This window comes from Zobellia galactanivorans, from assembly GCF_000973105.1.
GTDB classification, from domain to species: domain Bacteria; phylum Bacteroidota; class Bacteroidia; order Flavobacteriales; family Flavobacteriaceae; genus Zobellia; species Zobellia galactanivorans.
Map to the genome: position 1 here is coordinate 502,677 of NC_015844.1, position 23,023 is coordinate 525,699.

General features: G+C 42.6%; 10 protein-coding genes and 1 pseudogene. 1 reads left to right on the forward strand and 10 read right to left on the reverse strand.

From position 1 onward, the window contains the following. Nucleotides 1–8 precede the first annotated feature (8 nt). From ZOBGAL_RS01750 to ZOBGAL_RS01785, 8 genes are all read right to left on the reverse strand, one after another. The gene (locus tag ZOBGAL_RS01750) at nt 9–1,634 is read right to left on the reverse strand and encodes a RagB/SusD family nutrient uptake outer membrane protein (protein WP_013991757.1); all 1,626 of its coding nucleotides are present in this window, start codon (nt 1,632–1,634) and stop codon (nt 9–11) included. Between the two features lie 10 nt (nt 1,635–1,644). Further along, entirely contained in the window at nt 1,645–4,551 is a 2,907-nt protein-coding gene (locus tag ZOBGAL_RS01755) for a SusC/RagA family TonB-linked outer membrane protein (protein ID WP_013991758.1), read from the reverse strand. 678 nt (nt 4,552–5,229) lie between these two features. Continuing rightward, nucleotides 5,230–7,692, reverse strand: coding sequence for an Ig-like domain-containing protein (locus ZOBGAL_RS01760; RefSeq protein ID WP_046287286.1), 2,463 nt, complete (start codon nt 7,690–7,692; stop codon nt 5,230–5,232). A 136-nt stretch (nt 7,693–7,828) separates the two neighbouring features. Beyond that, nucleotides 7,829–10,804 (reverse strand): Ig-like domain-containing protein, encoded by a 2,976-nt coding sequence (locus tag ZOBGAL_RS01765; protein WP_013991760.1) that lies wholly within the window; start codon nt 10,802–10,804, stop codon nt 7,829–7,831. A 20-nt stretch (nt 10,805–10,824) separates the two neighbouring features. Then, on the reverse strand, nt 10,825–11,316 hold the full coding sequence (locus tag ZOBGAL_RS01770; protein ID WP_013991761.1) for a conjugal transfer protein TraO: 492 nt from the start codon (nt 11,314–11,316) through the stop codon (nt 10,825–10,827). A 47-nt stretch (nt 11,317–11,363) separates the two neighbouring features. Next, entirely contained in the window at nt 11,364–12,386 is a 1,023-nt protein-coding gene (locus ZOBGAL_RS22515) for a DUF4138 domain-containing protein (protein ID WP_013991762.1), read from the reverse strand. Nucleotides 12,387–12,918: 532 nt separating this feature from the next. Next, nucleotides 12,919–14,112 (reverse strand): hypothetical protein, encoded by a 1,194-nt coding sequence (locus ZOBGAL_RS01780; RefSeq protein WP_013991764.1) that lies wholly within the window; start codon nt 14,110–14,112, stop codon nt 12,919–12,921. A gap of 250 nt (nt 14,113–14,362) precedes the next feature. Next, nucleotides 14,363–14,803 carry a hypothetical protein gene (locus ZOBGAL_RS01785; RefSeq protein WP_148560679.1) on the reverse strand — a complete coding sequence of 147 codons (441 nt, stop codon included), beginning with the start codon at nt 14,801–14,803 and terminating at the stop codon, nt 14,363–14,365. Between the two features lie 179 nt (nt 14,804–14,982). Between ZOBGAL_RS01785 and ZOBGAL_RS01790 the strand changes: the two are divergent. Further along, a pseudogene (locus ZOBGAL_RS01790) lies at nt 14,983–15,811 on the forward strand (IS5 family transposase). Between the two features lie 99 nt (nt 15,812–15,910). Here ZOBGAL_RS01790 and ZOBGAL_RS01795 read toward each other — a convergent pair. Continuing rightward, complete coding sequence (locus ZOBGAL_RS01795) at nt 15,911–16,627, reverse strand: thioesterase II family protein (protein WP_013991769.1); 717 nt, start codon at nt 16,625–16,627, stop codon at nt 15,911–15,913. A 4-nt stretch (nt 16,628–16,631) separates the two neighbouring features. Then, nucleotides 16,632–22,904, reverse strand: a complete 6,273-nt coding sequence (locus ZOBGAL_RS01800; protein ID WP_046287287.1) for a type I polyketide synthase — start codon at nt 22,902–22,904, stop codon at nt 16,632–16,634. Between the last annotated feature and the right edge of the window lie 119 nt (nt 22,905–23,023).

The window sequence follows — 23,023 nt, forward strand, 5'->3', positions numbered from 1 at the left end:
TATGGTTTTTAATACCCCGTATTTTGGGTAAGGTTGCTATTGATTGAAATAATATTGGCAGGAAGTGGGAACAAGTCTCTATAGGAATCGACCGCGGTTCCGTTTTTGACCCCACCTTTAAATGGCCATACATAACTATTTGAAGTAAAGAGACCGTAACGAACAAGATCTGTGCGTCTTTGTCCTTCCCAAAACAATTCCCTGGCCCTTTCGTCCAAAACAAAATTCAGGGTAAGGTCAGCGGCGCTAATATTACCCGCTGTGGAACCATAGGCACGTTGTCTCAACTCATTGATGTAAGATGCGGCCGTATTGATATCGCCACCGGAGCCACCTCTTAAAACGGCTTCCGCGTATACCAGATATATATCGGCCAAACGGATAATAGGAAGGTCGGAATCTACAAATTCACCTCCGGCATCGCTACCCGCATTACCTTGGGCGTCTACATTTTTAAACTTGGTTACGGCATAACCATCGGTAAACGTATTGGCAATCGTATTGATGTCATAATTTTGTCCGTCGGCATGAAACATCGCCCTCATATCGGCCCATTGCACCGGATGCCCATCAGAATCGAAATCAGTGGCCGAGGCATCGAATTTCTCCACTAAGGCACTGGTAGTCCTTAATCCGCTCCATCCTCCGTTCACTCCAAAATCTGAAGCTTCCATTGTACCGCCCACGGCAGCATGGACCAAAAAGGTCGTTCCTCCATATGTCCTCGATTGGTTTCCGTCGAAATTAAGTGCGAAAATAAATTCATTTTGAGCCCCGTTGGTATCATTGTCCGCCAAAAAAAGCTCGTCATAGGCCGTACCGTTTCCATTGGTATCGTTCGTATTTATGGAATAAGAAGAGCCTAAGACCTTATTGGCATAAGTAACCGCATCGGTGTATTTATCTTGATCCGTCCACACTTTGGCATTCAAGTACAGTTTAGACAGCAGTGCCCAAGCGGCCACTCGATCTACACGTCCGTACTCGTTAGACTGGCTATCTTTGAGCAGGTCTTGAATTTCCAATAATTCGCTTTCAACGAAATCAAAGGTTTCCGATCGGCGACTCTGTTCTGGAAGCTCGGTAGAAACTACCGTAACCAAGGGAACATTGCCATAAAGGTCAATTAGATTATAGTAGGCAAAAGCCCTTAAAAACCGTGCTTCGGCAATATAATAGCCCACCTCTGCATCATCGGCAAGCGATTGGGCATTTTCGATAAAGGAATTACAGAAAGACACCTCTTGGGCCAAACGGTAATACATTGCCGTAGTAAAATCGTTGTTCGCATCCCAGTTCATTTCATGAAGATTGGGCAGGCCCGGGTCTCCCCAACCGACTACGGCATTATCGGTGGTCAGTTCGTTCAGGCTAAAAAGCATTCGTGAAAACTGTGACGTTCCCTCGTCTATTCCACTGATATCGGCTTGTCCCGAAGGCCCTTCTTGACCTGTAAGGGCCAAACTTGCATAAAGTTTGGCCAAGGCACCCTTGGCCTCATCAGGACTTGCAAATACGTTTTGTTCCGTAAAACTATCGGGATCGATAGGGGTTTGGTCGAGGTCATCTTGGCAGGATCCTAAAAATACCCCTACAACGAACAAGGCTATTATTTTCTTATATGTTTTTTTCATGGTATACGTTTTAAAAGTCAAGATTTACTCCAAATACAAAAGATCGCGGCCTTGGGTAGAAATTATTATCAATCCCTCCCTTGATTTCGGGATCCAGCCCATCGTAATCGGTAAGAGTCAGTAAATTCTGCACAGAACCATATACCCTTAGCGAAGTGTTTCCCGCGAATTCGGGCAGCGTATATCCTAGCGTTATATTATCTACTTTAAAAAAGGAAGCATCTTGAATATAATAGTCACTCGCTAGGTTACTCTCCGTAATAGATTTAAACCCGGTGTTAAAGTAATCGGAATGTAAATTGGTCAAGATATTGTTCTCCGTTGCCCTAACCTCATAACTTTTACTCGACGCCATATTGTTGTAGGCATAATTGCCCAAGTTCGCCCTGGTCACTATGGCCAAATCCCAATTCTTGTAATTAAGGTTGGTATTTAGGCCCATGATAATATCAGCATAGGGGTCTTGGTACAGATACCGGTCTTCGTTGTTGATTTTGTTATCTCCGTTTCGATCGACATAGGCTCCTTCTATAGGACGTCCTTGTTGATCGTATACCTGTTTATACACCCAATAACTATATGGAGCATACCCTTCTTTATGCAACTGTATTTTGTTTCCGGTACCTCCGTTAATGTCACCGACCTCTACCTGATCGGGCAAATTGGTGATTTCATTATCGTTAAAGGAAATATTATAACCTATGCTCCAATGAAGGTCTTCGGTCGTGACGGGCACGAGATTCAGTTCCATCTCAACACCTTTGTTCACCATATCGCCAATGTTTTTATCTATAGTGTTGGAAAAATTAGTGAACGGGTCTACGGTCACCTTACTGATAAGGTCTTCTGTATTTTTATAGTAGACGTTCAAAGAACCTGAAATTCTACTATCAAATATGCCAAAATCGACACCTGCATTGAAGGTTTTACCAACTTCCCATTTTAAGTTTCCGTTGAAAGCCTCAGGGCGATATGTTTGATAAAAACCGGTACCCAACTGATAATTGGCGGTCGATTGGCTTCCGTTGTAACGGGTCAAAAAGTTATAATCACCCAAGCCGTTGACGTTTCCAATTTCACCATATCCCAATCGAAGTTTTAAATTATCGATCGTATTTGAATCTTTCAGAAAACTCTCATTGTTCATATTCCAAGCAAAGGCGAAGGAAGGAAAATAGCCCCAACGGTCATCTGGATTTAATTTTGAAGAAGCATCGGCCCTCAAGGTAGCGGTCAACAGATATTTGTCATCAAAATTATAGTTGACCCTTCCGAAGTAGGATAGCAGCACACTTTTCCACTTATCTATAAACTCAAAATCGTTACCATCTTCTTCGGCCTCACTATCGTATTTAAAATTATCATTTTCAAAACTTTGATATGAATATCCCGCTACGGCGGTCAGGTTGCTTTTGCCAAATTCCTTCATATAGGTGGCATAGGCATCGAACAATTTGCTGGTCGACTCGTTCGTATAGTTTGACAACGAACCGTTCCAATCAAGTTGGGAAGAGGGCATAAGTTCCGATACGATGGTTCTTCCGTGACTATTGGATTTATCGAGCCCCACGTTTACGGTAGCAATCAAATCAGGAAAAAAGTGAAGCCTATAATCCACTTTGGCATTTCCGATAAAACGCCTTACCTCTGCGGTATCTTCCTTTAAGTTTACCAAAGCGACCGGATTGGTAGGCGCAAGGTTGTTCTGCACCCCATCGGCATTGAGCCACGTATAATAATTGGCAAAAGGTGAATTCATATCGTAAACGGACTGTGTAGGGTCAAAATCGACCGACGCACCGATGGCATCCCTATTGGCGAATGAATTTTCAGTATACATACCCCTACCGTTAAGCTCGATCTTCAAATGGCCGTCCAACAGATTGGGCCTAAAGTTCACAGCTCCTGTAGTTCTTGAAAAGTTATCCCCTTTAAGAATACCGTTCTGGTCCGTATAACCTAAAGAAGCCCTCACGGGAATAAAGCCGCCAATATTTCCGGTTGTACTGAAATTATGGTTAAATCCAACCGCCTGTGTATAGATTTCATCTTGCCAATCGGTGTTACTATTTCCTAAGCGGTCAATAGCGGACTCATCGCCGATTTGGTTCACCAAATTACGATACCGATCCGCATCCAAGACATCTACATAGTCCGTAGGATCATAGTAAGTCGTCGATCCAGAGTAGTTGAACCGAAACTCTTTTCCTTTTCCCTTTTTCGTCGTGATCATTACTACCCCGTTAGCTGCCCGTGCCCCGTAAATAGCAGTAGACGATGCATCTTTTAAGACGGTCATACTCTCGATATCGTTTGGGTTGATAAAGTTCAAAGGGTTACGAGATCCGCCTACGCCTTCATTATCTAAGGGAATACCGTCTACCACGTAAAGAGGCTCACTGGTCAGTGATAACGACCCTTGCCCCCTTATTACGATATTTTGACCCTCGCCAGGCGCACCCCCACCAGAAGTAATGGATACCCCTGCAACCTTACCTTGAATCAACTGTTGGGCGGAAAGCACCGGGCCCTGGTTGAAATCCTCGGAAGAAACCATATCAACCGCGCCTGTAGCGTCTTTTTTCTTCACCGTACCATAACCGATTACGACCACTTCTTCCAATTGTTGGGCATCTTCGCTCATGACTACATTCAAAGTACCACCATTTACCATCATTTCCACCGATTCGAATCCGAGGTAGGAAAACTGTAATATCGCCCCATTATCTGCCTCTATTTGATAGTTTCCGTCAAAATCGGTTGTAGTTCCGATGGTACTTCCTTTAACAATTACGTTTGCTCCCATTATTGGGATTCCTGAAGCCGCATCGGTTACCGTTCCGCTCACTTTTTGTTGGGCGAAAATTGCCGTGGGCACCAGAAATACTAGCAACCATATCTTCTGAAGTATTTTCATAGATTTTGTTTGTTGTATTAATAATTGAGTTCGTTCTAATCTCACTTTAATGCATAAAGCAGATGTAAATTTATAGGAATGAAAACGTTGGAGAAACTGTGTAAAACCCGAAAACGTTTTCGAAAAAAAACGAAAACGTTATAGTGTTTAAAAGTTCTAAAATTTTAACACTTACAATAAAATGAGATGTGTATTTTTCTTAAAAAATAATTATAAGCCCTTATAATGAGAATACCTCAAAAAAAACAACCGAACCATAAAACGACTATTGGAAAAAGATGCCATTTTTTTAGGACGAATTGCGACTCTGGAGAGGCAAACATGTAAAAGGTATTTGAAAGCTTAGTTAATCATACTGGAGCCATACCTCATGAATAAGCCATCAATATTTGTAGAAGATGAACTACGATATAACCTGACAATTTAACCCAATTAAGAAAGTAGGCACCCTTATTTTTGATTTTTTTTATCAAGGTACTTACTATATGAAAAGGAAAAGCGATACTCCCTACTGCAGTAGTACTTCCTTTAAAAATCAAAGGAAGGGGAGACTTCCACAAGTATCAGCAATAACTACCAACAACTTATTGAAATCTATTTATTGTAACTAGAACTCAATACCGATACCCTCCTACCCTGAAACTAAAAATGTAAGCTTGTCGTTAACAGAAAACTTGTTCAAGGCAAAGGGTTTAATTCATCCATGTACGTCGTTTTGGTTATTCCTTGGTTATTTGAAATAACTATACCCGTAGAAGTTAAACCATCTTCTATTGTAATGTTATGTATTCCTTTTAAATAGACCTCCCCATTTGCAGGCATAGTAAAACTACCTGAACCTGTTTTGTTGATTGAACTACCTGACACAGTATTCCATGTATAATCAAGCGTCAGAAGAACTGTTCCTCCACCTGGAAAGGGTTGGGTTCCTACATTAAAAAACGCCCCTCCCTTACCACTGGCCGAATTAGTAGACATCGTAATGGTAACCCTAGATCCCGGAGGGCCGGTATAACGGCCCGTTGAACGATTGAAGGTAATGGAAATAACTGGTGTTTTTACTGTAATCGTTATCGTCGCGCTCACCGCAGGGTTGATTCCGTCATTGATGGTATAGGTAATCTCATCGTTGCCCGAAAAGCCATTGTTAGGGGTATAGCTGATCACCGTACCCGAAATGCTAGCCGTTCCGTTCGCAGGGTTGCCTTGGATGCCCACAGTAAGGGGGGCGTTCTCGGGATCCATGATCTCCCCGGCCACATCGATGGTATTATTGCTCGAGTTCCCTTCGACGGTCACCGTAAGGTCGTTCGCCGTCGGGGCCCCGTTTGCCACCGTATTCACCGTTACCGTAATCGTCGCGCTCACCGCAGGGTTGATTCCGTCATTGACGGTATAGATGATAACGTCATTGCCCGAAAAGCCATTATTAGGGGTATAGCTGATTACCGTACCCGAAATGCTGGCCGTTCCGTTCACAGGGTTGCCTTGGATGCCCACAGTAAGGGGGGCGTTCTCGGGATCCATGATCTGCCCGGCCACATCGATGGTATTATTGCTCGAGTTCCCTTCGACGGTCACCGTAAGGTCGTTCGCCGTCGGGGCCCCGTTTGCCACCGTATTCACCGTTACCGTAATCGTCGCGCTCACCGCAGGGTTGATTCCGTCATTGATGGTATAGGTAATCTCATCGTTGCCCGAAAAGCCATTATTAGGGGTATAGCTGATCACCGTACCCGAAATGCTGGCCGTTCCGTTCACAGGGTTGCCTTGGATGCCCACAGTAAGGGGGGCGTTCTCGGGATCCATGATCTCCCCGGCCACATCGATGGTATTATTGCTCGAGTTCCCTTCGACGGTCACCGTAAGGTCGTTCGCCGTCGGGGGGCCGTTTACGACCGTATTTACATTAACAGTAACGGTATATGCTCTGGATACATCGCCCTCGGTGACCGTATAGGTAACCGGATTGGTAAAGTCCTGTTCGACCTCCGGTTCCGGGCTTATCGAGTCACCCGTAAAGGTTATCACCGGGGCAAGGGACTTCGCGTCCGTACCTACGGGAAGGTCCACAGTAATATCGGTGCCCGATATGTTGCCTTCCACCCCATTGATTGTAAAGGCCCTTATCTCCGGTTCCGCGGCGACTACGGCTACGTTCACGGTCCACTCCTGGACATCACCGTTACCGGCCGTGACCGTATAGGTGACGGGATTCGAGAAATCAAGCTCCGCATCCGCCGTGGGGGATACCGTCGCGCCCTCCGATACCCTAAGCTCCCCGGGGGCCGTGGCCAATTCCGTTCCCTCGGGGACATTTACGGATACCGTATGAGCATCGGGGTCGATCGTGGACGTACCGATCTGTCCCGGCAATGAGAAGGCCACGATGTCGTTGCCCTCCGGTGACAGTTCCTCCACCACCTCAAGGCGCACCTCCGCGGTAAGTTCCTGACCGTTGCCGTCCCTCAGGTCGAAGGTAAGGATGACCGTACCAAGGGCTTCCGCCATGAAATTGTATCGATAGGTACCGGGAACGATATCCACATAGGCGTCCATTTCCAATCCCGTACCGTCCTCCAGGGTAAGTTCCCCCGACCCCTCGACCATACCGTAACTGCGTTCGTACGCCACATCGCCCGTTCCCTCGTTGCCCAAGGTGACCGTAATCGTCGTAAGGCCGCCGACCAAAAGCTCGGTGTCCGACGCCGTGGCCGTCCATGTGGCGGGGACCTCCGTCAGTATGTAGTCCAGTTCAAGCTCCTCCGTGAATCCGTAGGGGTCCTCGGCAACGAAGCGCACCCTATGGTCACCCACCTCCGACCCGATATAGACCAGGTCCTTGGCCAAACCGTCAAGGGCGTAGGCCCGCCCGGGCTCCAGCACCTCCCCTTGGCCGTCCTCGAAATGTCCGTCGCCCGATTCCACGGAATAGCTGAAATTATAGGTATAACCTTCCAGCACCTCCTCCGGGACCACCGTCAAGGCCGTGGGGAGCGGTTCCCCCACATGGCCCTCCTCCGTGTTGTCGCCCGACAGCACGAACTCCACCTCCGTCAAAAGGCCTACGTCCTTCGTGCAGGCAAACAGGACGGTCAACATCAAAATGAAATACGCTAAGGGTCTGTAGTTCTTGTACATGGTTAAGGAACATTCTATACAATCAGGACAAAATAACAACCGTTGATTATTTCATCAAATTTATTCGTTGTAGGGTATATTATTAAAAACTTAAGCTAAAATAAAGAATACATTTATACAAAATGTGCTGAATGACCTACCTGGGAATAGCATTATTGGCCATAAAATCCGTTATCGTTTTGCCTCCACTAGAAAAAGTAACGGTAGCCGCACTTGAAGGATCTGAGGAAGAATTATGACTACCTGAAATAGTTATACTTCCTGAAGAAGGAAATTGAACAGTTATGCTTTCTGAACTGGGATAAGGACACCCTTCTGCCTGTGCCCCTGGACCACAAATTATCCAATTAAAATTCACACTTGAACTCCTTAAAGTAGCCCCTCCATCACCCGTAGCACTTATGCTTATTGTGACATTAGCATTAGGCGGGCCGCTTAACACACCTGTACTAAGATCCCAAGTTAATTCCGTAGGCGTAGAACAATTAATACTGACCGCTCCTGAAACATCACCTCCGCTTATGGTATCGTCAGCATCGTTATTCGGGGTGTCCAAGGCAATGGCCACTTTATAATAGCCTGTATAATCAGTGTTAGACAATCGATAAACATTTCCGACAATAAGCTTTGTTTCTATTTCAATATTGAGTTTTGCCCCGCCTAAACTGCTACCATTACAAAAATTGGCAGTAGCTTCGGTTAAATTTGCCCCTAAACGCTCAAATCGATGATATCGCAACACAGATGATACAGTAATAGTTATGGTCGCGCTCACTGCAGGGTTGATTCCGTCATTGACGGTATAGGTAATCTCATCGTTGCCCGAAAAGCCATTGTTAGGGGTATAGCTGATCACCGTACCCGAAATGCCGGCCGTTCCGTTCACAGGGTTGCCTTGGATGCCCACAGTAAGGGGGGCGTTCTCGGGATCCATGATCTCCCCGGCCACATCGATGGTATTATTGCTCGAGTTCCCTTCGACGGTCACCGTAAGGTCGTTCGCCGTCGGGGCCCCGTTTGCCACCGTATTCACCGTTACCGTAATCGTCGCGCTCACCGCAGGGTTGATTCCGTCATTGACGGTATAAGTGATAACGTCATTGCCCGAAAAGCCATTGTTAGGGGTATAGCTGATTACCGTACCCGAAATGCTGGCCGTTCCGTTCACAGGGTTGCCTTGGATACCTATCGTGAGAGGGGCGTTCTCGGGATCCATGATCTCCCCGGCCACATCGATGGTATTATTGCTCGAGTTCCCTTCGACGGTCACCGTAAGGTCGTTCGCCGTCGGGGCCCCGTTTGCCACCGTATTCACCGTTACCGTAATCGTCGCGCTCACCGCAGGGTTGATTCCGTCATTGACGGTATAGGTGATAACGTCATTGCCCGAAAAGCCATTGTTAGGGGTATAGCTGATCACCGTACCCGAAATGCTGGCCGTTCCGTTCACAGGGTTGCCTTGGATGCCTACCGTGAGAGGGGCGTTCTCGGGATCCATGATCTCCCCGGCCACATCGATGGTATTATTGCTCGAGTTCCCTTCGACGGTCACCGTAAGGTCGTTCGCCGTCGGGGCCCCGTTTGCCACCGTATTCACCGTTACCGTAATCGTCGCGCTCACCGCAGGGTTGATTCCGTCATTGACGGTATAGGTGATAACGTCATTGCCCGAAAAGCCATTGTTAGGGGTATAGCTGATCACCGTACCCGAAATGCTGGCCGTTCCGTTCGCAGGGTTGCCTTGGATGCCCACAGTAAGGGGGGCGTTCTCGGGATCCCCGATCTCCCCGGCCACATCGATGGTATTATTGCTCGAGTTCCCTTCGACGGTCACCGTAAGGTCGTTCGCCGTCGGGGCCCCGTTTACGACCGCATTGACATTCACTGTAACAACATATTCTTTTGTTACACCGCCCTCAGTGACCGTGTAGGTGACCGGATCGGTAAAGTCCTGTTCTACTTCCGGTTCCGGGCTCACCGATTCCCCTGTGTAGGTTATCACCGGGGCAAGGGCCGTCACATCGGTGCCAGAGGGGAGGCTTACCGTAATATCGGTGCCCGAAATGACGCCCTCCGTCCCGTTTATCGAGAACAGCGTAATCTCGGGGTCCGCAGCGACCTCGGCGACACTGACCGTCCACTCCTGGACATCACCGTTACCGGCCGTGACCGTATAGGTGACGGGATTCGAGAAATCAAGCTCCGCATCCGCCGTGGGGGAGACCGTCGCGCCCTCCGATACCCTAAGCTCCTCGGGGGCCGTGGCCAATTCCGTTCCCTCGGGGACATTTAGGGATACCGTATGGGCATCGGGGTCGATCACGGACGTACCGATCTGCCCCGGCAATGAGAAGGCCACGATGTCGTTGCCCTCCGGTGACAGTTCCTCCACCACCTCAAGGCGCACCTCCGCGGTAAGTTCCTGACCGTTGCCGTCCCTCAGGTCGAAGGTAAGGATGACCGTACCAAGGGCTTCCGCCATGAAATTGTATCGATAGGTACCGGGAACGATATCCACATAGGCCTCCATTTCCAACCCCGTACCGTCCTCCAGGGTAAGTTCCCCCGATCCCGCGACCATACCGTAACTGCGTTCGTACGCCACATCGCCCGTGCCCTCGTTGCCCAAGGTGACCGTAATCGTCGTAAGGCCGCCGACCAAAAGCTCGGTGTCCGACGCCGTTGCCGTCCATGTGGCGGGAACCTCGCTAAGGGTATAGGTGAGTTCTAGTTCCTCCGTAAAGCCATAGGGGTCCTCCGCTAGGACACGCACTTTGTGCTCCCCTACCGTGGTGCCGATATATTGCAGGTTGCCGGTCAATCCGCTAAAGGGATGTTTCTCCCCGGGAGCAAGGTTTTCCCCCTTGTCGTCCTCGAAACCGCCCTCCCCCGATTCCACCGAATAGGTGAAGCTATAGGTATAGCCTTCCAAAACTTCCTCCGGGACAACGGTAAGGACCGTAGTGAGCCCTTCGTTAATATGGCCCGTATCGGTATTGTTCCCTACAAAATCGAACTCTACCTCAGTCACCAGGCCTACCTGCTTCGTACAGGCGATAAGGATGGCTATAACAACCACAGAATATATAAGTTTGTCGTATAGCCTTTTCACTTAACTTAATTTAAGTTAATTTATTTATTGAAATAATACCTTAACCCAAGGCCTGTGTAGTTAGTAAAACTCCCGAAATCACTATTTGCATGAAAATATTCCGATGTACGGATGATCAATGATATATGCTCACTGACAATAATATCGATATCCCCCGTCAATACGGCTCCGTAAATAAACTTACTTTCCCCATTGACCGATACAATGTTTGATACCTCGACCTCTCCGTTATTGACCATTTCATAGCCTGCCAAAACACCGCCCCCTAATGAGAGTGCCTGCATCCGCCTATTTCTACTATAAAGGGTTATGAAATATGAATAGCTCGCCGTTAAGCTTGAATAGGGAATAGATTTTATTCCTGACTGATAGTTTGCAATGGAGACATTTAAGGCCAATTCCGTAAAGGTGGTCTCACTAAGATTATTATCCAGGGTTAACTCACCACCATAACCCTCTCCGAACATACCACCGGAGACCGAAAAAGTATTTGTATAACTTTGCCCTATCATGAAAACGGGGATGCAAAAAAGTAAGACCGAAAATATTTTTTTAATATTCAATTGGAAGGGGAATTTACTTGTTTATTATCTAACGGAAGTATCACCATATTGTCGGTGTCTTTTTCTGCCAAGGCCACATAAATAAGTTCCTTGCTACTTAATTTGAAATTTTTGAAAACATATACGATCTCATTGACACTTGCCGGATCAAGGGATTCTTGTAGGTTAAAGGTATATCGGGGTTTCATAATTTTTTGTAATTGACCAACAGCCGCTTTTTTAAAGAAACTTACACCATCTATATGATACTCCCTTTTGGAATTATTCTCAATCTGGAGTATAAAGTAAATTTCTTCCCTGTCAACCAAAATATTGTTCAATTTTAAGACAATTCTTTTATTCTGTCTAAAACTTCTCTTAAAAACTGTTTTTTGTAAATAGTTGTTTTCACAAAAAATACGATAATATTCCTCCCTATCGACATCATATAAGTCTTGCTCAACCCCGGAAGCGTCATTATAAACGGTTCCTTCCGATTCAAGTTTAGGGCTATTTTCTGGAATTATTTGGTTTTCAATGGGATTACTAGGAATTTCTTTCTCAACTATTGCCTCTTTCTGCATTTCTACCCCTTCGTTTATCGAAGGTTTAGGCAAAGGGGATTCTTGGGTTTCTTGTAAATCTTTGCGGGGTTCTTGGTCCGTTTCAGTTTGAACCGTAGGCCCTTGATTTAGTTTCCCCACCGCTTGCTCAGGTGAAATTATATAATTGAACTTTTCTACATTCTCTGAATAACTCAAGTTAAACGAAAAGATAAAACCATTTTCAGTTATCACCGTAAGGTTACTGTTCTTTCCTTTTCTAGCTTGTAAGGCCCCTATATTCGAGCTTTCATCATAGGTAAACCTAAAATTAACCCCAGGTTCTACAATTTTCACCAGTTTGGACGGAAAAAATAGACTCACAGTACTATTCTCGTTACATGCTACCGCCAATGGGGATTGGGCGACCATAGTATTACCCACTATCAAGAAAAAAAAACCGATAAATAAATTAAAGAGAATCGGGGATACCTTCATACATAAAGAAAGTTTAATATTTTCTATAGCTTTTTACCTACAAAAAAAAGAAGGCTTAACAAAACATTAAAATACAAAAATACTAATAAAGGGAGATATCCCAATAAATTATCGTCGAAAGGCTAGAGTTGTAGGTTTATACCGTCAAATAAAAAACCAAAAAATTCTATCATCACACAACCATTGTGCCGGCCGCCCTACTCTTACCAGCCATAACCATCATATAAGTTTCCTTTTGATTTTCCCTAAAGCATAAGGGTCTTGAATTCATTAAAACTATCGGGAAACACATGAAAAACAACGCTCTTTTAGTTTGGTTTTTTACCTCATCCGACTTTAAGAAAGAGCAGTGTTCATATTTTATCTTATCCCTGCCTCTTCTTAACATCAAGACTCTTACCTATTGCGATTTCTTTTCCTCATTACATTCGTCTATAAACAAAATTTACTTAGAAAATAAAATTATACCGATTTCAAATATAGCCTGGCCAGCTAAATTAAGTCCTAAAACAAAGCTCGCCGATCATTGTAATCACAAACTATCGTTTTCCTGACTGTCGGACTCTTGTATGATTTCTTTTATCTTTCCGTTGGCAATAACCGCAACGATATCCACAGCCCTTTTTATCCCTAATGATTTGTAGAGTTTTGAAGCAATCAATTCAATATCGTAATCCGCTTGGACATTCTCATGGTTTCTCTGGTCATATAGCACCGAAATAATTGAAAAATGAAGAGGTTGTTCCAGTAAATGATCCAAATGTTTGTGGTTCTCTAATTTTAATCGTTCATCCAACGCTTGGCCTAGTTCTTTTCTAAGCGTTGGATAATTAGTCAAGAGTTTATCAAAATTATCGATTTGAGATTGAAGTATTTCGTCTTTAGGGGCATAAAAGTACACCTCGGCCAACTCATTTTGCCCCTCAATCTTCCATGACCCGCTAAAATATCCCATTACCGGGTCATCACAATATTCAAAACTATTCTCGATTTTCCCCTTTCGTCCCAAATTGGTTTTTGCTATTGTTTTTTTAACCGATTTCCCCTTCTTAAGGATGTTTCGATATCTAAGCGTACGTTTTAAAAACACCCAAATTATCAGCATATGAACTATTGGGAAAAGCACTCTAAAAAAGAAGTCCTCTAAAGTATAATTACCGGAAAGATTGCCCTGAATATCACCTCCAAAACTTACGGCCATAAAAACAAAAAACAACGCACTAAGCGCCAAGCCAATAGCTGAAGAGAGATAGCCATCCTTTGCCAACTTTTTATATACCCGTTTTTTAGAACTTGAATTTTCATGGGGAACACACTGCATAATCGCATCAAAATTTTCCAATTCCAAATCATTTATTTCAATAGAACCACCATGAATATCATAAAGTGTTGCGACGATATGAAAACTTTTGGAATAATGGAAATACTCTGAATGCCACCCTACAAACTCCAAATCACTGAACTTAAGTACTTTCTTTTTCGAAAAAAATGATGAAGCGGTAATTGTATTATTTTTAATGGTGACTATTTTAAAGCTTCTAAAAAGCCAAAATGACATAATACCTGCAAATACCCAGGCAATTATCATAAATAGAATGGCTAGTCCATTAACACGTACGGAGCTTGATGAACCCGAAGACAGTAAACCTCCCCAAAAAAAGGCCAAGCAAAAAACAAAGGCTAGGACCAGAAAGAAGTTTGGGACACCAATTTTATTTTTACCCATGATATTCTAAAATACAACTAAGGTACGTATTCATGAAGCAAAATTTAATGTTGCCCAATGTAATTCAGTTAAATTCAGTTATAAGATTTCAGTTTAATTTACCATTTCCAAAATACTTAAATCGGCATTCACCTTTTTTTTAGTGGCGGTACCCACTTCATCTGGTAGTTTTATGACCATTAGATTATCTCTTGATTTCAAGCACCCTGTAGGTCTGTTTGATTTTCTTGGCAAGAAACAATCAAAAATATTATGTAGGTTTTTGAACGAACACATCTTTTTCGAAGTATTTAAAATGCTCTTTAACAACTACCGAGCTATCAGAAGGAATGTCGTATACTATTTCCTCCATGATACGACCTCTTACTGTCTGATACCCTTTTTTTCTAGCGAAAATTCCAAAACTAGGAGTAAATGTCCCATCGCTAAAAGTATCTTTTTTTATCAATCCGTTTTCATATTCATTTTCTACAATTACCGTTAAGAAATGGTAATCCGATAGATAATATTCGTCCGATGAATAGTTGGAATTATAGCTCAAAACTTTTCCTACATTTTTACCCACTACCATCGTATCGGGTATTTCCAAACTAAAGAAAGAACTGTTTTTTAAGTCTATTTCCCCATTATTCAGATAATGTATCGATTGATTCTTGTACATACTGTCATGGATGACCAAGTACTCCTCCAAACTCTTTGGTTCACCATCTTGTCGGTAATAGTTCCACCAACCTTTTTTAATATTTTTTTGAAAAAGTCCCTTTGCTTTCAGCTTCCCATTTCTGTAAAATGAAGTGATTTAGACTTTTTTTTTGGATCGAAAGATAGGGCTACGGATATTTGTGTTGCGACACTCAAACTCCATAGCCCATGTACAAAGTACTCGACAAAGATACCATAGAAATGGAAATAGTTCCTAATATCCCGATGGCTAGACGCGGTTTTCCCCCTAGGGTAGAACTGTCCGAGATAGTCAATGCCGTTCTCTACAAGATGAAGACAGGTGTGCAATGGGAATACTTGCCCGTAACGGCTCTTTTTGCTCAAAGGGCATTGACTTGGCAAGGTGTTTACTACCACTTCAGGAAATGGTGCCTATCAGGGACCTTCTACCGATGTTGGACGAGCATACTTGAAAAATATAGGGACAGGCTCGACCTTTCCAGTGTAGACCTTGACGGCAGTCACACTCCTGCCAAACGGGGCGGCGAGGATGTACAATATCAAGGAAGGAAGAAATCGAAAACGACAAACGCCCTTTACCTGACCGATAGACAGGGATTGCCCCTGGCCATGTCGCAACCCGTGGAGGGCAACCATAACGACCTGTATGAAATAGAGGTGCAGTTCGAGGTGGTCACGGCAACACTTGAAAATTCCAGAATAGATATCGGGGGGGCTGTTTCTCAACGCCGATGCGGGTTTTGATTCCAAAGATTTCAGGTCGGCCTGTGCGGCCAAGGACATCAATGCCAACGTTTGTTTCAACAAAAGAAACGGGAATACGGACAGGGACGAGTATTTTGACCAAAAACTATATCGCGAACGATATGCGGTAGAGCGCACCAATGCATGGATGGACAGCTTTCGTTCCTTGCTCAACAGGTTCGATACCACAACGGAAAGCTGGAAAGGGTTCAACTATTTGTCTTTTATCGTACTGGCCCTAAAAAAGTTTAAAATTAAAAAGTCTAAATGAGTTCGCTTTGATACTAAAGCATATCAAATGATAACAACGAAAGTTTGAGGGCAAAAAAAAGGTAAAATGTGCTATTCTTTTTTGGAATTTATTGTGTCTTTAATCATCGAAATTTTTGCCTTTTTTTCCTTCCGTAGCCTTGTTATTTATTAATATTTGGTTTATCAACTCTTGTGCAAAACCTTCTTTTTGATTCAAGTAATAAAAATGAGCTCCAGTAAAAACCTTTATACTAAAGTAACCACTAGTAGTTTTTTTCCAGGATTTAGCGGCATCGGGGTGTAACTTATCTGTACTCCCGTAAATAAAATGAACAGGCACCATGTGAGGCCTAAAAAAACGTTTAGGCCATTGATCTAGTATAATAAGATCTTTCTTGAATGGTAAAATGGTCGAATGGTCTACTGCCTTAACTGTTTCTTTAGATAATCCACCTAATCGAATTAGCAAACGAACAACATCTTCATTTGAAAAATGATACCGTTTCCGATCCTTATGAATTGAGGGACCTTCTTTACCAGACACAATGACTTGACATGGTAATTTTTGCTTTTCACTAATAACTTTATGTAACAGGCAATGAACAATCAATGCTCCCATGGAATGACCAAATAATATGTAAGTTTCATCAAACTCCATCTGATCATAATACGTGTCTATTAATTCATCAAAAGAAATACTATGACTTTCTTTAAAACGAATACCCTTACCAGGGGCACTCAGCTGAACCAGCTTGATGCCCTCCGGCAAATATGTTTCTAAAAAATCAAATGCTCTCTCTGTCCCTCCTGCAAAAGGAAAACAAATTAGTTTCATATAACTAGTTTTCTACAATACCACCTAAATGCTCTTCAACTTTCGTTAAGATAATTTCACTTAACCGATTGAGGCTGGAGCCATTTAATAAATCCATAATAGAAAGTTCTACCCCAAGCATCGCTTTAATCGCCACAACTATTTCAACAGAAACTAATGAATCTACTCCCATCATATTAATTCCCTCTTCCGGGTTGATGGAATCGGGGTTCATTTTCATTACATTGGCAAATACTACGATTGTTTTTTCAAGAATAACTCTTATTCTATCTTTTTCACCACAGTCTTTAAGTTCCTCTACCAGAGATCTTAACTCCTTAGAAAGTGCATTAGTGCCGGAAAACTGATCAACAATGCTTTTAAATCTGGATGAATTAGCTACTCTCGGATTTATCGCACTCCATACCTCCCAATCCACATCGAAAAAGCAAATCTGAGCAGGCTTTTCACTTAAAATATAATCAAGCATACGCAATGCGGTTCGGGTATCAAACCCTTTAACTCCTGCTGCATCCATTATCAGACCTACATGTTCATTTCGGGAAACCACACCAACCTCGGCCAGCACACCTAAATTTAAACTGGTACACGCCAGATTTTGTGCATTTCTCCAGTGCGAGAAATTATCTAAAAATGCATTCGCTGCCACATAATTCCCTTGTCCTACGTTACCAATTAAGGATGAAATAGACGAAAAACAAAGAAAAAAGTCCAGAGCGTAAGAACCGAGTGCATTATGAAGGTTAATGGCTCCCAGTACTTTGGGATTCATAACACGTAAGAAACGTTCTTCATCCAAATCCTTCATAAAGGCATCATCCAACACCATGGCTCCGTGAAAAACTCCTTTAAAAGCAATGGTATCTTGCGATAGAGAATCAATCAGCTTTTTAACTTCATCTGTATTGGTGATATCCAGTTTATGAACATATACCTCCGTAACACCAGCTTTATTCACCCGATCAATAAATGCCTGCCTTTCCATATCTTTTACGCCACTTCGGGAACATAAGACAACTTTCTTTACCTCTTTTCCAATAAGCCATTTGGCAATTTCAAAACCGAAACCGGCAGTACCTCCGGTGATTAGAAATGCTCCGTCTGAATCAATCCCAGATTTAGCAGTGGTCAATTCCACCTCACCTTCTTCAAAATTCAGTGTTACCTTACCAATATGCTTACTTTTATTCATAAACTTGAACGCCTCCTCGATACCCTTTGCAGGAAATGAAGTTACAGGTATTGGTTTATAGTCTTCATCCTGGAACTTGGTATAGAGAATTTGCAACAACTCATGTGTTTTTTTCGGTCGTTGCATAAACATTTGATCAATGTCAATGTGAAAAAAGCTAACATTTCTATTGAAGGTCTGCATGGGCAAACCCTTGTTAAGTACGATATCCTTTTTACCAATTTCAATAAACCGGCCGTAATCGGCCAATAACTCGAATGATTGCACCAGAGACTCTCCAGAAATAGCGTTTAAAACCACATCCACGCCTTTACCATCGGTGATATCCATAACATCTTTTACATAATCCAAGCTTCGGGAATAAAGGATGTGCTCCACACCTTCCGCTCTCAGGTGGGCTCTCTTCTCTTCGGTACTGGTTGTTGTAATAATTTTAGCGTTTAATTTTTTTGCTATTTGAATAGCTGCCAAACCTACTCCTCCTGTCCCGTTATGAATCAAGACTGTTTCTCCTTCAGAAAGATCGGCCTTATCAACCAATGCATGCCATGCGGTAATAAAAGGTATGGCAATATTCATTTCGTCATAAGATAATGTGGTCGCCTTTTTAACGTAGAAATCGGGCTTCGTAGTAATATATCTGGTAAAACCACCGTCCTTTGCCAGCATCAAAATATCATCTCCAATAGCAATGTCCGATACATTTTTTCCTTTGTTGATAACGGTACCTACCACTTCCATACTTATGCTATTCTGAAAATAGCTGTTTTTCAACGCATCTTGGGAAATCTGTCCATTTATTTTCAAGACATCCTTGAAATTCAAGGAGGCAGATTTTACTTTTAATGTAATTTCGTCCTCAGACGGTTCGACAATAGTGCTCTCTACCAAAGAAAAACCTTCAGCGCCTTTTCCTTTTTCATGTATAATCTGAAAAGGCTCATCATTGGCTGCTTTTCGACTAAAACCAAGAACCTTAGGTTCTGAAGGTTTGCTTAATGACCTGACAAACCGGCTATTTCCCCTTAATGCAATATCTTCTTCTACTCCCAACAATTGTAGCAATATTGATTTAGGGTTTTCTAGATTGTAGTGGTCGGTATCCAATGATAAAGGCGAAATATTTGGATGTTCGTTTCCAATCACGTGGTTTAAACCGAGCAGAGCTCCAGAATTGATATTCATATCATCGGTATCCAGCACCTGGTGACCATTCAGAGTTAAAATTACTAACTGAACCGGTCCTGTACCTTTTAAAGACTGAAAAAAAGAAAGTAACGGAAAGGTAATTTCCTGAACAGCCTTGTAACTTAGTTCTTTCTTTTCATCTAGAAAAGGTGCATAAATCAATCTGGTAACTGAATTCTTTTCTTGTTCCAGAAGATTCTTATCAAATTGATCCATTTGAATAACCTTGGCCCCATAAAACTTAAGGTCGTCCATAAATGGCTTTGCCTTTTTAGATGAAGGCCCAAAGAATAAGATTGTTTCATTCTCAAAATCAGGCTCACCTTCCAGTAAGGGAATATTCTTCCAGTTAAACTCATAAAACAATTCGTTAATATCTCGCTCCTCATTTTGCGCATTACTTTCAATCGACTGGCAATTAAGACCTTCCAATTGAGCTATAACGGTACCATCTTTACCTATCAAAGTCATATTGGCAATCAGGTATTCATGGCCTATCTCTGTAATCTCAGCATGGCAATAGATATATTCATTCAATTTCGGCCTGGTGTGAAAATGCACGAAATTGATTTTTGTCGGCACGAATGCGCCCGGAGCGACCTCTCGTCCGTTAAGCGCTGCGATAACACTTTGAAAACAAGCGTCTAAGATACTAGGATGCAGTAAATATTCATGATCTTTAACTATGGATTTATGTGGTTTTATCTTTACCAATAGTTCCTTATCGCCTTTACATTTAATCTCTTGGATACCTCGAAATACCGGGCCGTATTTCAAACCAATGGCATCCAACGCATCATAGATTCCTTCAATGGTCCTCTCTTTTTCAAAAGCTTTAAGCGTTGCTAAAAAAGCTATTTTATCATGTTTGCCATTAATACATTCTATCACTTTTGCCGATGCATGCTGAGTCCATGAATTACTTTCATCGCTATGGGAAAATATGTCGCACGTGGAGTTTGAAGGATTAAAAGTCGTATTTAAAAACTGAACTTCATCCTCATTAAATATCAAGACATTACTAAACAGAACATCTTTTAGCGTACATGTCTCTGTTCCACTCACTTTTTGATTCATGGCCAGTATGGCCTCCACATAGGCTGCACCGGGAAAAACTACCGCTCCGGAAACAACATGGTCCTGTAAATAGGGTAAAAATTGCTCATTGACTTCCATCTCAAACGAAGGAAGGTGATAAGGGTACGTTTGATTTAGAAATGGATGACCTTCCAATCCTAATCTGTCTTCACGTGAAGAGTTACTTTCAGAGAAATAGCTCTGGTTTTCCCATTCATATAATGGTAATTTTATGTGATTTCCACCAGTATAGAATTTTGACCAGTCTATAGCGTATCCAATCGCATAAAAATGGGCAAGGTTATCTAAAATGTGTTGCTCCCCATCTTCTTTTCGTCTCAATGAAAAAAGAAGGTTGGTCTTTTTGCCCAGACGTTCTGCACATTCATTGATAGAATGCCTTAAAACCGGATGAGGTCCAACCTCTAACATGGTGTGGTATCCATCTGAAAGAGTCTGAACGATAGCATCTGAAAATCTCACGGGCTGCCGTACGTTGTCCCACCAATACGTATTGTTAAATGACGCCCCTTCCATTTTCCTAGCCGTTACCGAAGAATAAATCGGAATTTCTGGTGGTTGGGGTGAAATAACATCCAGAGAATCCAATAACTCTCGTTTTAGACCATCCATTTGGTAAGAATGATAGGCAACATCTACCTCCAACATTTTATTGAAAACATTCAACTCCGTTAGCTTGTTACTTATATGTTGAAGCCTCTTGGTCTTACCTGCCAATGTAACCGTGCTGGGACTGTTAATGGCTGCAACAGAAACATCGCCGTAAGCTTCTATGTACTGATTTATTTCATTTTCTGGAAGCCCCACTGCCAGCATGGATCCCTTTCCTGCGGCTTTTTGCTGAATCCTGCTTCTATGATAACTTACTATTAAACAGTCTTTTAATCTTAACGCTCCAGAAACGTATGCTGCCGTTACTTCACCTACTGAATGTCCAAGTACAGCATCGGGTGTAATACCGTAGGAAGCCCAAAGTTCGGTTAATGCAGCCTGTAAAAAGAAATTGGCAGGCTGTGCAAACTGCGTTTCCTTAATTCTGGAATCTTCTTTCTCCTTTAGTAGCTCTTCAAGCATACTCCAACCGGTAATAGCCTGAAATATCATATCGTATTCTTCCCATTTTTGCTTAAACAATTCACTCGAATGGTATAAGTCACGACCCATGGCAAACCATTGAGGTCCCATGCCTGTGAAGATAAAAAGTTTAGGAGATAATTCGGTTGTAGCCGTATAGGTTTGCACACCTTTCACACTATTTCCTTCGGCAAATTCGTTCAACTGCCACATGAGTTCATCCATCGAATTGGCCACAAATATAGCCCTAGTATTTAGTTTAGATCTTCTGTTAAGTAAAGTATATAGGGTGTCTGCATAATTATCCTCTGTTAAGTGTGATGCTATTTTTTTGGCATATGCCCGTAACGAATAATCACTTTTAGCCGTTAAAGGAAGTATGTAAACACGAGAGGTTTTCAATCCTGATGGCAGTTCCTTTTGCTCAATGGTCGTATTAGATAACAATACGTTGGCATTGGTTCCTCCGTATCCGAATGAATTGACCAAACCGTATCTTTCCTGTTGGTCGGACAACCTTCTTACATCGGTAGACACCTTCAGTTTGGCATTTTCAAAGTCAATTTGTGGATTTGGGTTTGTAAAATGAAGGTGGGGCACCGTTTGGTTATACTTTAAAACCAAAATAGCCTTTATTAAACCGGCCACACCAGAAGCGGCTTCGAGGTGGCCTATGTTTGTTTTGACTGAACCGACAGCCACATGCTCTTCTTTTGTAACCTTCTCTTTGATCACGGTATCTAAAGCAGAAAATTCTATCGGATCTCCAGTAGGAGTACCAGTTCCATGAGCTTCTACATAGCAAATATCATTGGGGTCTATTTCAGACTGATCGATAACTTTTCGCAATAACTGCTTTTGGGAATCTCCATTCGGCACCGTAATTCCTTCTGTTTTACCGTCCTGATTACTCCCTGTTTGATGAATGACCGCATAAACAATATCATTATCCAATAAGGCTTCTTCCAAGGGTTTAATCAGTATAACTCCAACACCTTCGCCTCTAACATATCCCTGAGCGTCCGCATCGAATGTTTTGCATCTGGAATGACTGGATAAAAATTGTCCTTTACTCATAACAATGGGATATTCCGGTTTGAGCATCAGGTTTACGCCACCTGCAATGGCCATTTTGGACTCACCTGCCCAGATACTCTGACAGGCATAATGGATACCAACCAAAGAAGAAGAACAGGCCGTATCTATAGAAAGACTAGGACCTCTAAGATCCAATGAATACGAAATACGGTTAGATAACATGGCCATTGTACAGCTGGTTGCTGTTGGAGATTTTATTTGATTTCGGTTTTTAGAGCCTAACTGTATCAACTTATTGTCCAGTGTAAAACCTCCTATAAACACTCCCGTATCACTTCCTCTGAATTTCGATTCGGGAATTCCTGCATCTTCAAAAGCCTCCCAGGTAGTTTGAAGTAATAATCTTTGTTGCGGGTCTAAGGTTTCAGCCTCAAATGGACTGATCCCAAAAAATAACGGATCAAATTCTGTTACATCTGAGGTTAAAAAACCAAACTGGGATGAAAACGTTTTACCTTTCCTGTTCTTATTCTGACTAAAAAAACGCCTGTTGTCCCATCTACTTTTAGGAACATTAATAATGGCATCTGTTCCTGATTTCAATAAATCCCAGAATTGTTCTGGGGTATTGGAATTACCTGGAAATCTACATCCAACTCCAATAATGGCTAATTGTTTTTGTTTCATTGTCATTCATTTTGGGTTCTTAATTTTTCTCTTAAACTGGTTTAACACATAAAAAAGACTTTTTATATTCATTTAATGTGATGGACAATAAACTAGAACATTCAGGATACCTTTACCTT

Bases quoted from the DNA above. Each gene is read 5' to 3' on its own strand.
- ZOBGAL_RS01750 (WP_013991757.1), bottom strand. From the start codon at position 1,634: ATGAAAAAAACATATAAGAAAATAATAGCCTTGTTCGTTGTAGGGGTA.
- ZOBGAL_RS01755 (WP_013991758.1), bottom strand. From the start codon at position 4,551: ATGAAAATACTTCAGAAGATATGGTTGCTAGTATTTCTGGTGCCCACG.
- ZOBGAL_RS01760 (WP_046287286.1), bottom strand. From the start codon at position 7,692: ATGTACAAGAACTACAGACCCTTAGCGTATTTCATTTTGATGTTGACC.
- ZOBGAL_RS01770 (WP_013991761.1), bottom strand. From the start codon at position 11,316: ATGATAGGGCAAAGTTATACAAATACTTTTTCGGTCTCCGGTGGTATG.
- ZOBGAL_RS22515 (WP_013991762.1), bottom strand. From the start codon at position 12,386: ATGAAGGTATCCCCGATTCTCTTTAATTTATTTATCGGTTTTTTTTTC.
- ZOBGAL_RS01780 (WP_013991764.1), bottom strand. From the start codon at position 14,112: ATGGGTAAAAATAAAATTGGTGTCCCAAACTTCTTTCTGGTCCTAGCC.
- ZOBGAL_RS01795 (WP_013991769.1), bottom strand. From the start codon at position 16,627: ATGAAACTAATTTGTTTTCCTTTTGCAGGAGGGACAGAGAGAGCATTT.
- ZOBGAL_RS01800 (WP_046287287.1), bottom strand. From the start codon at position 22,904: ATGAAACAAAAACAATTAGCCATTATTGGAGTTGGATGTAGATTTCCA.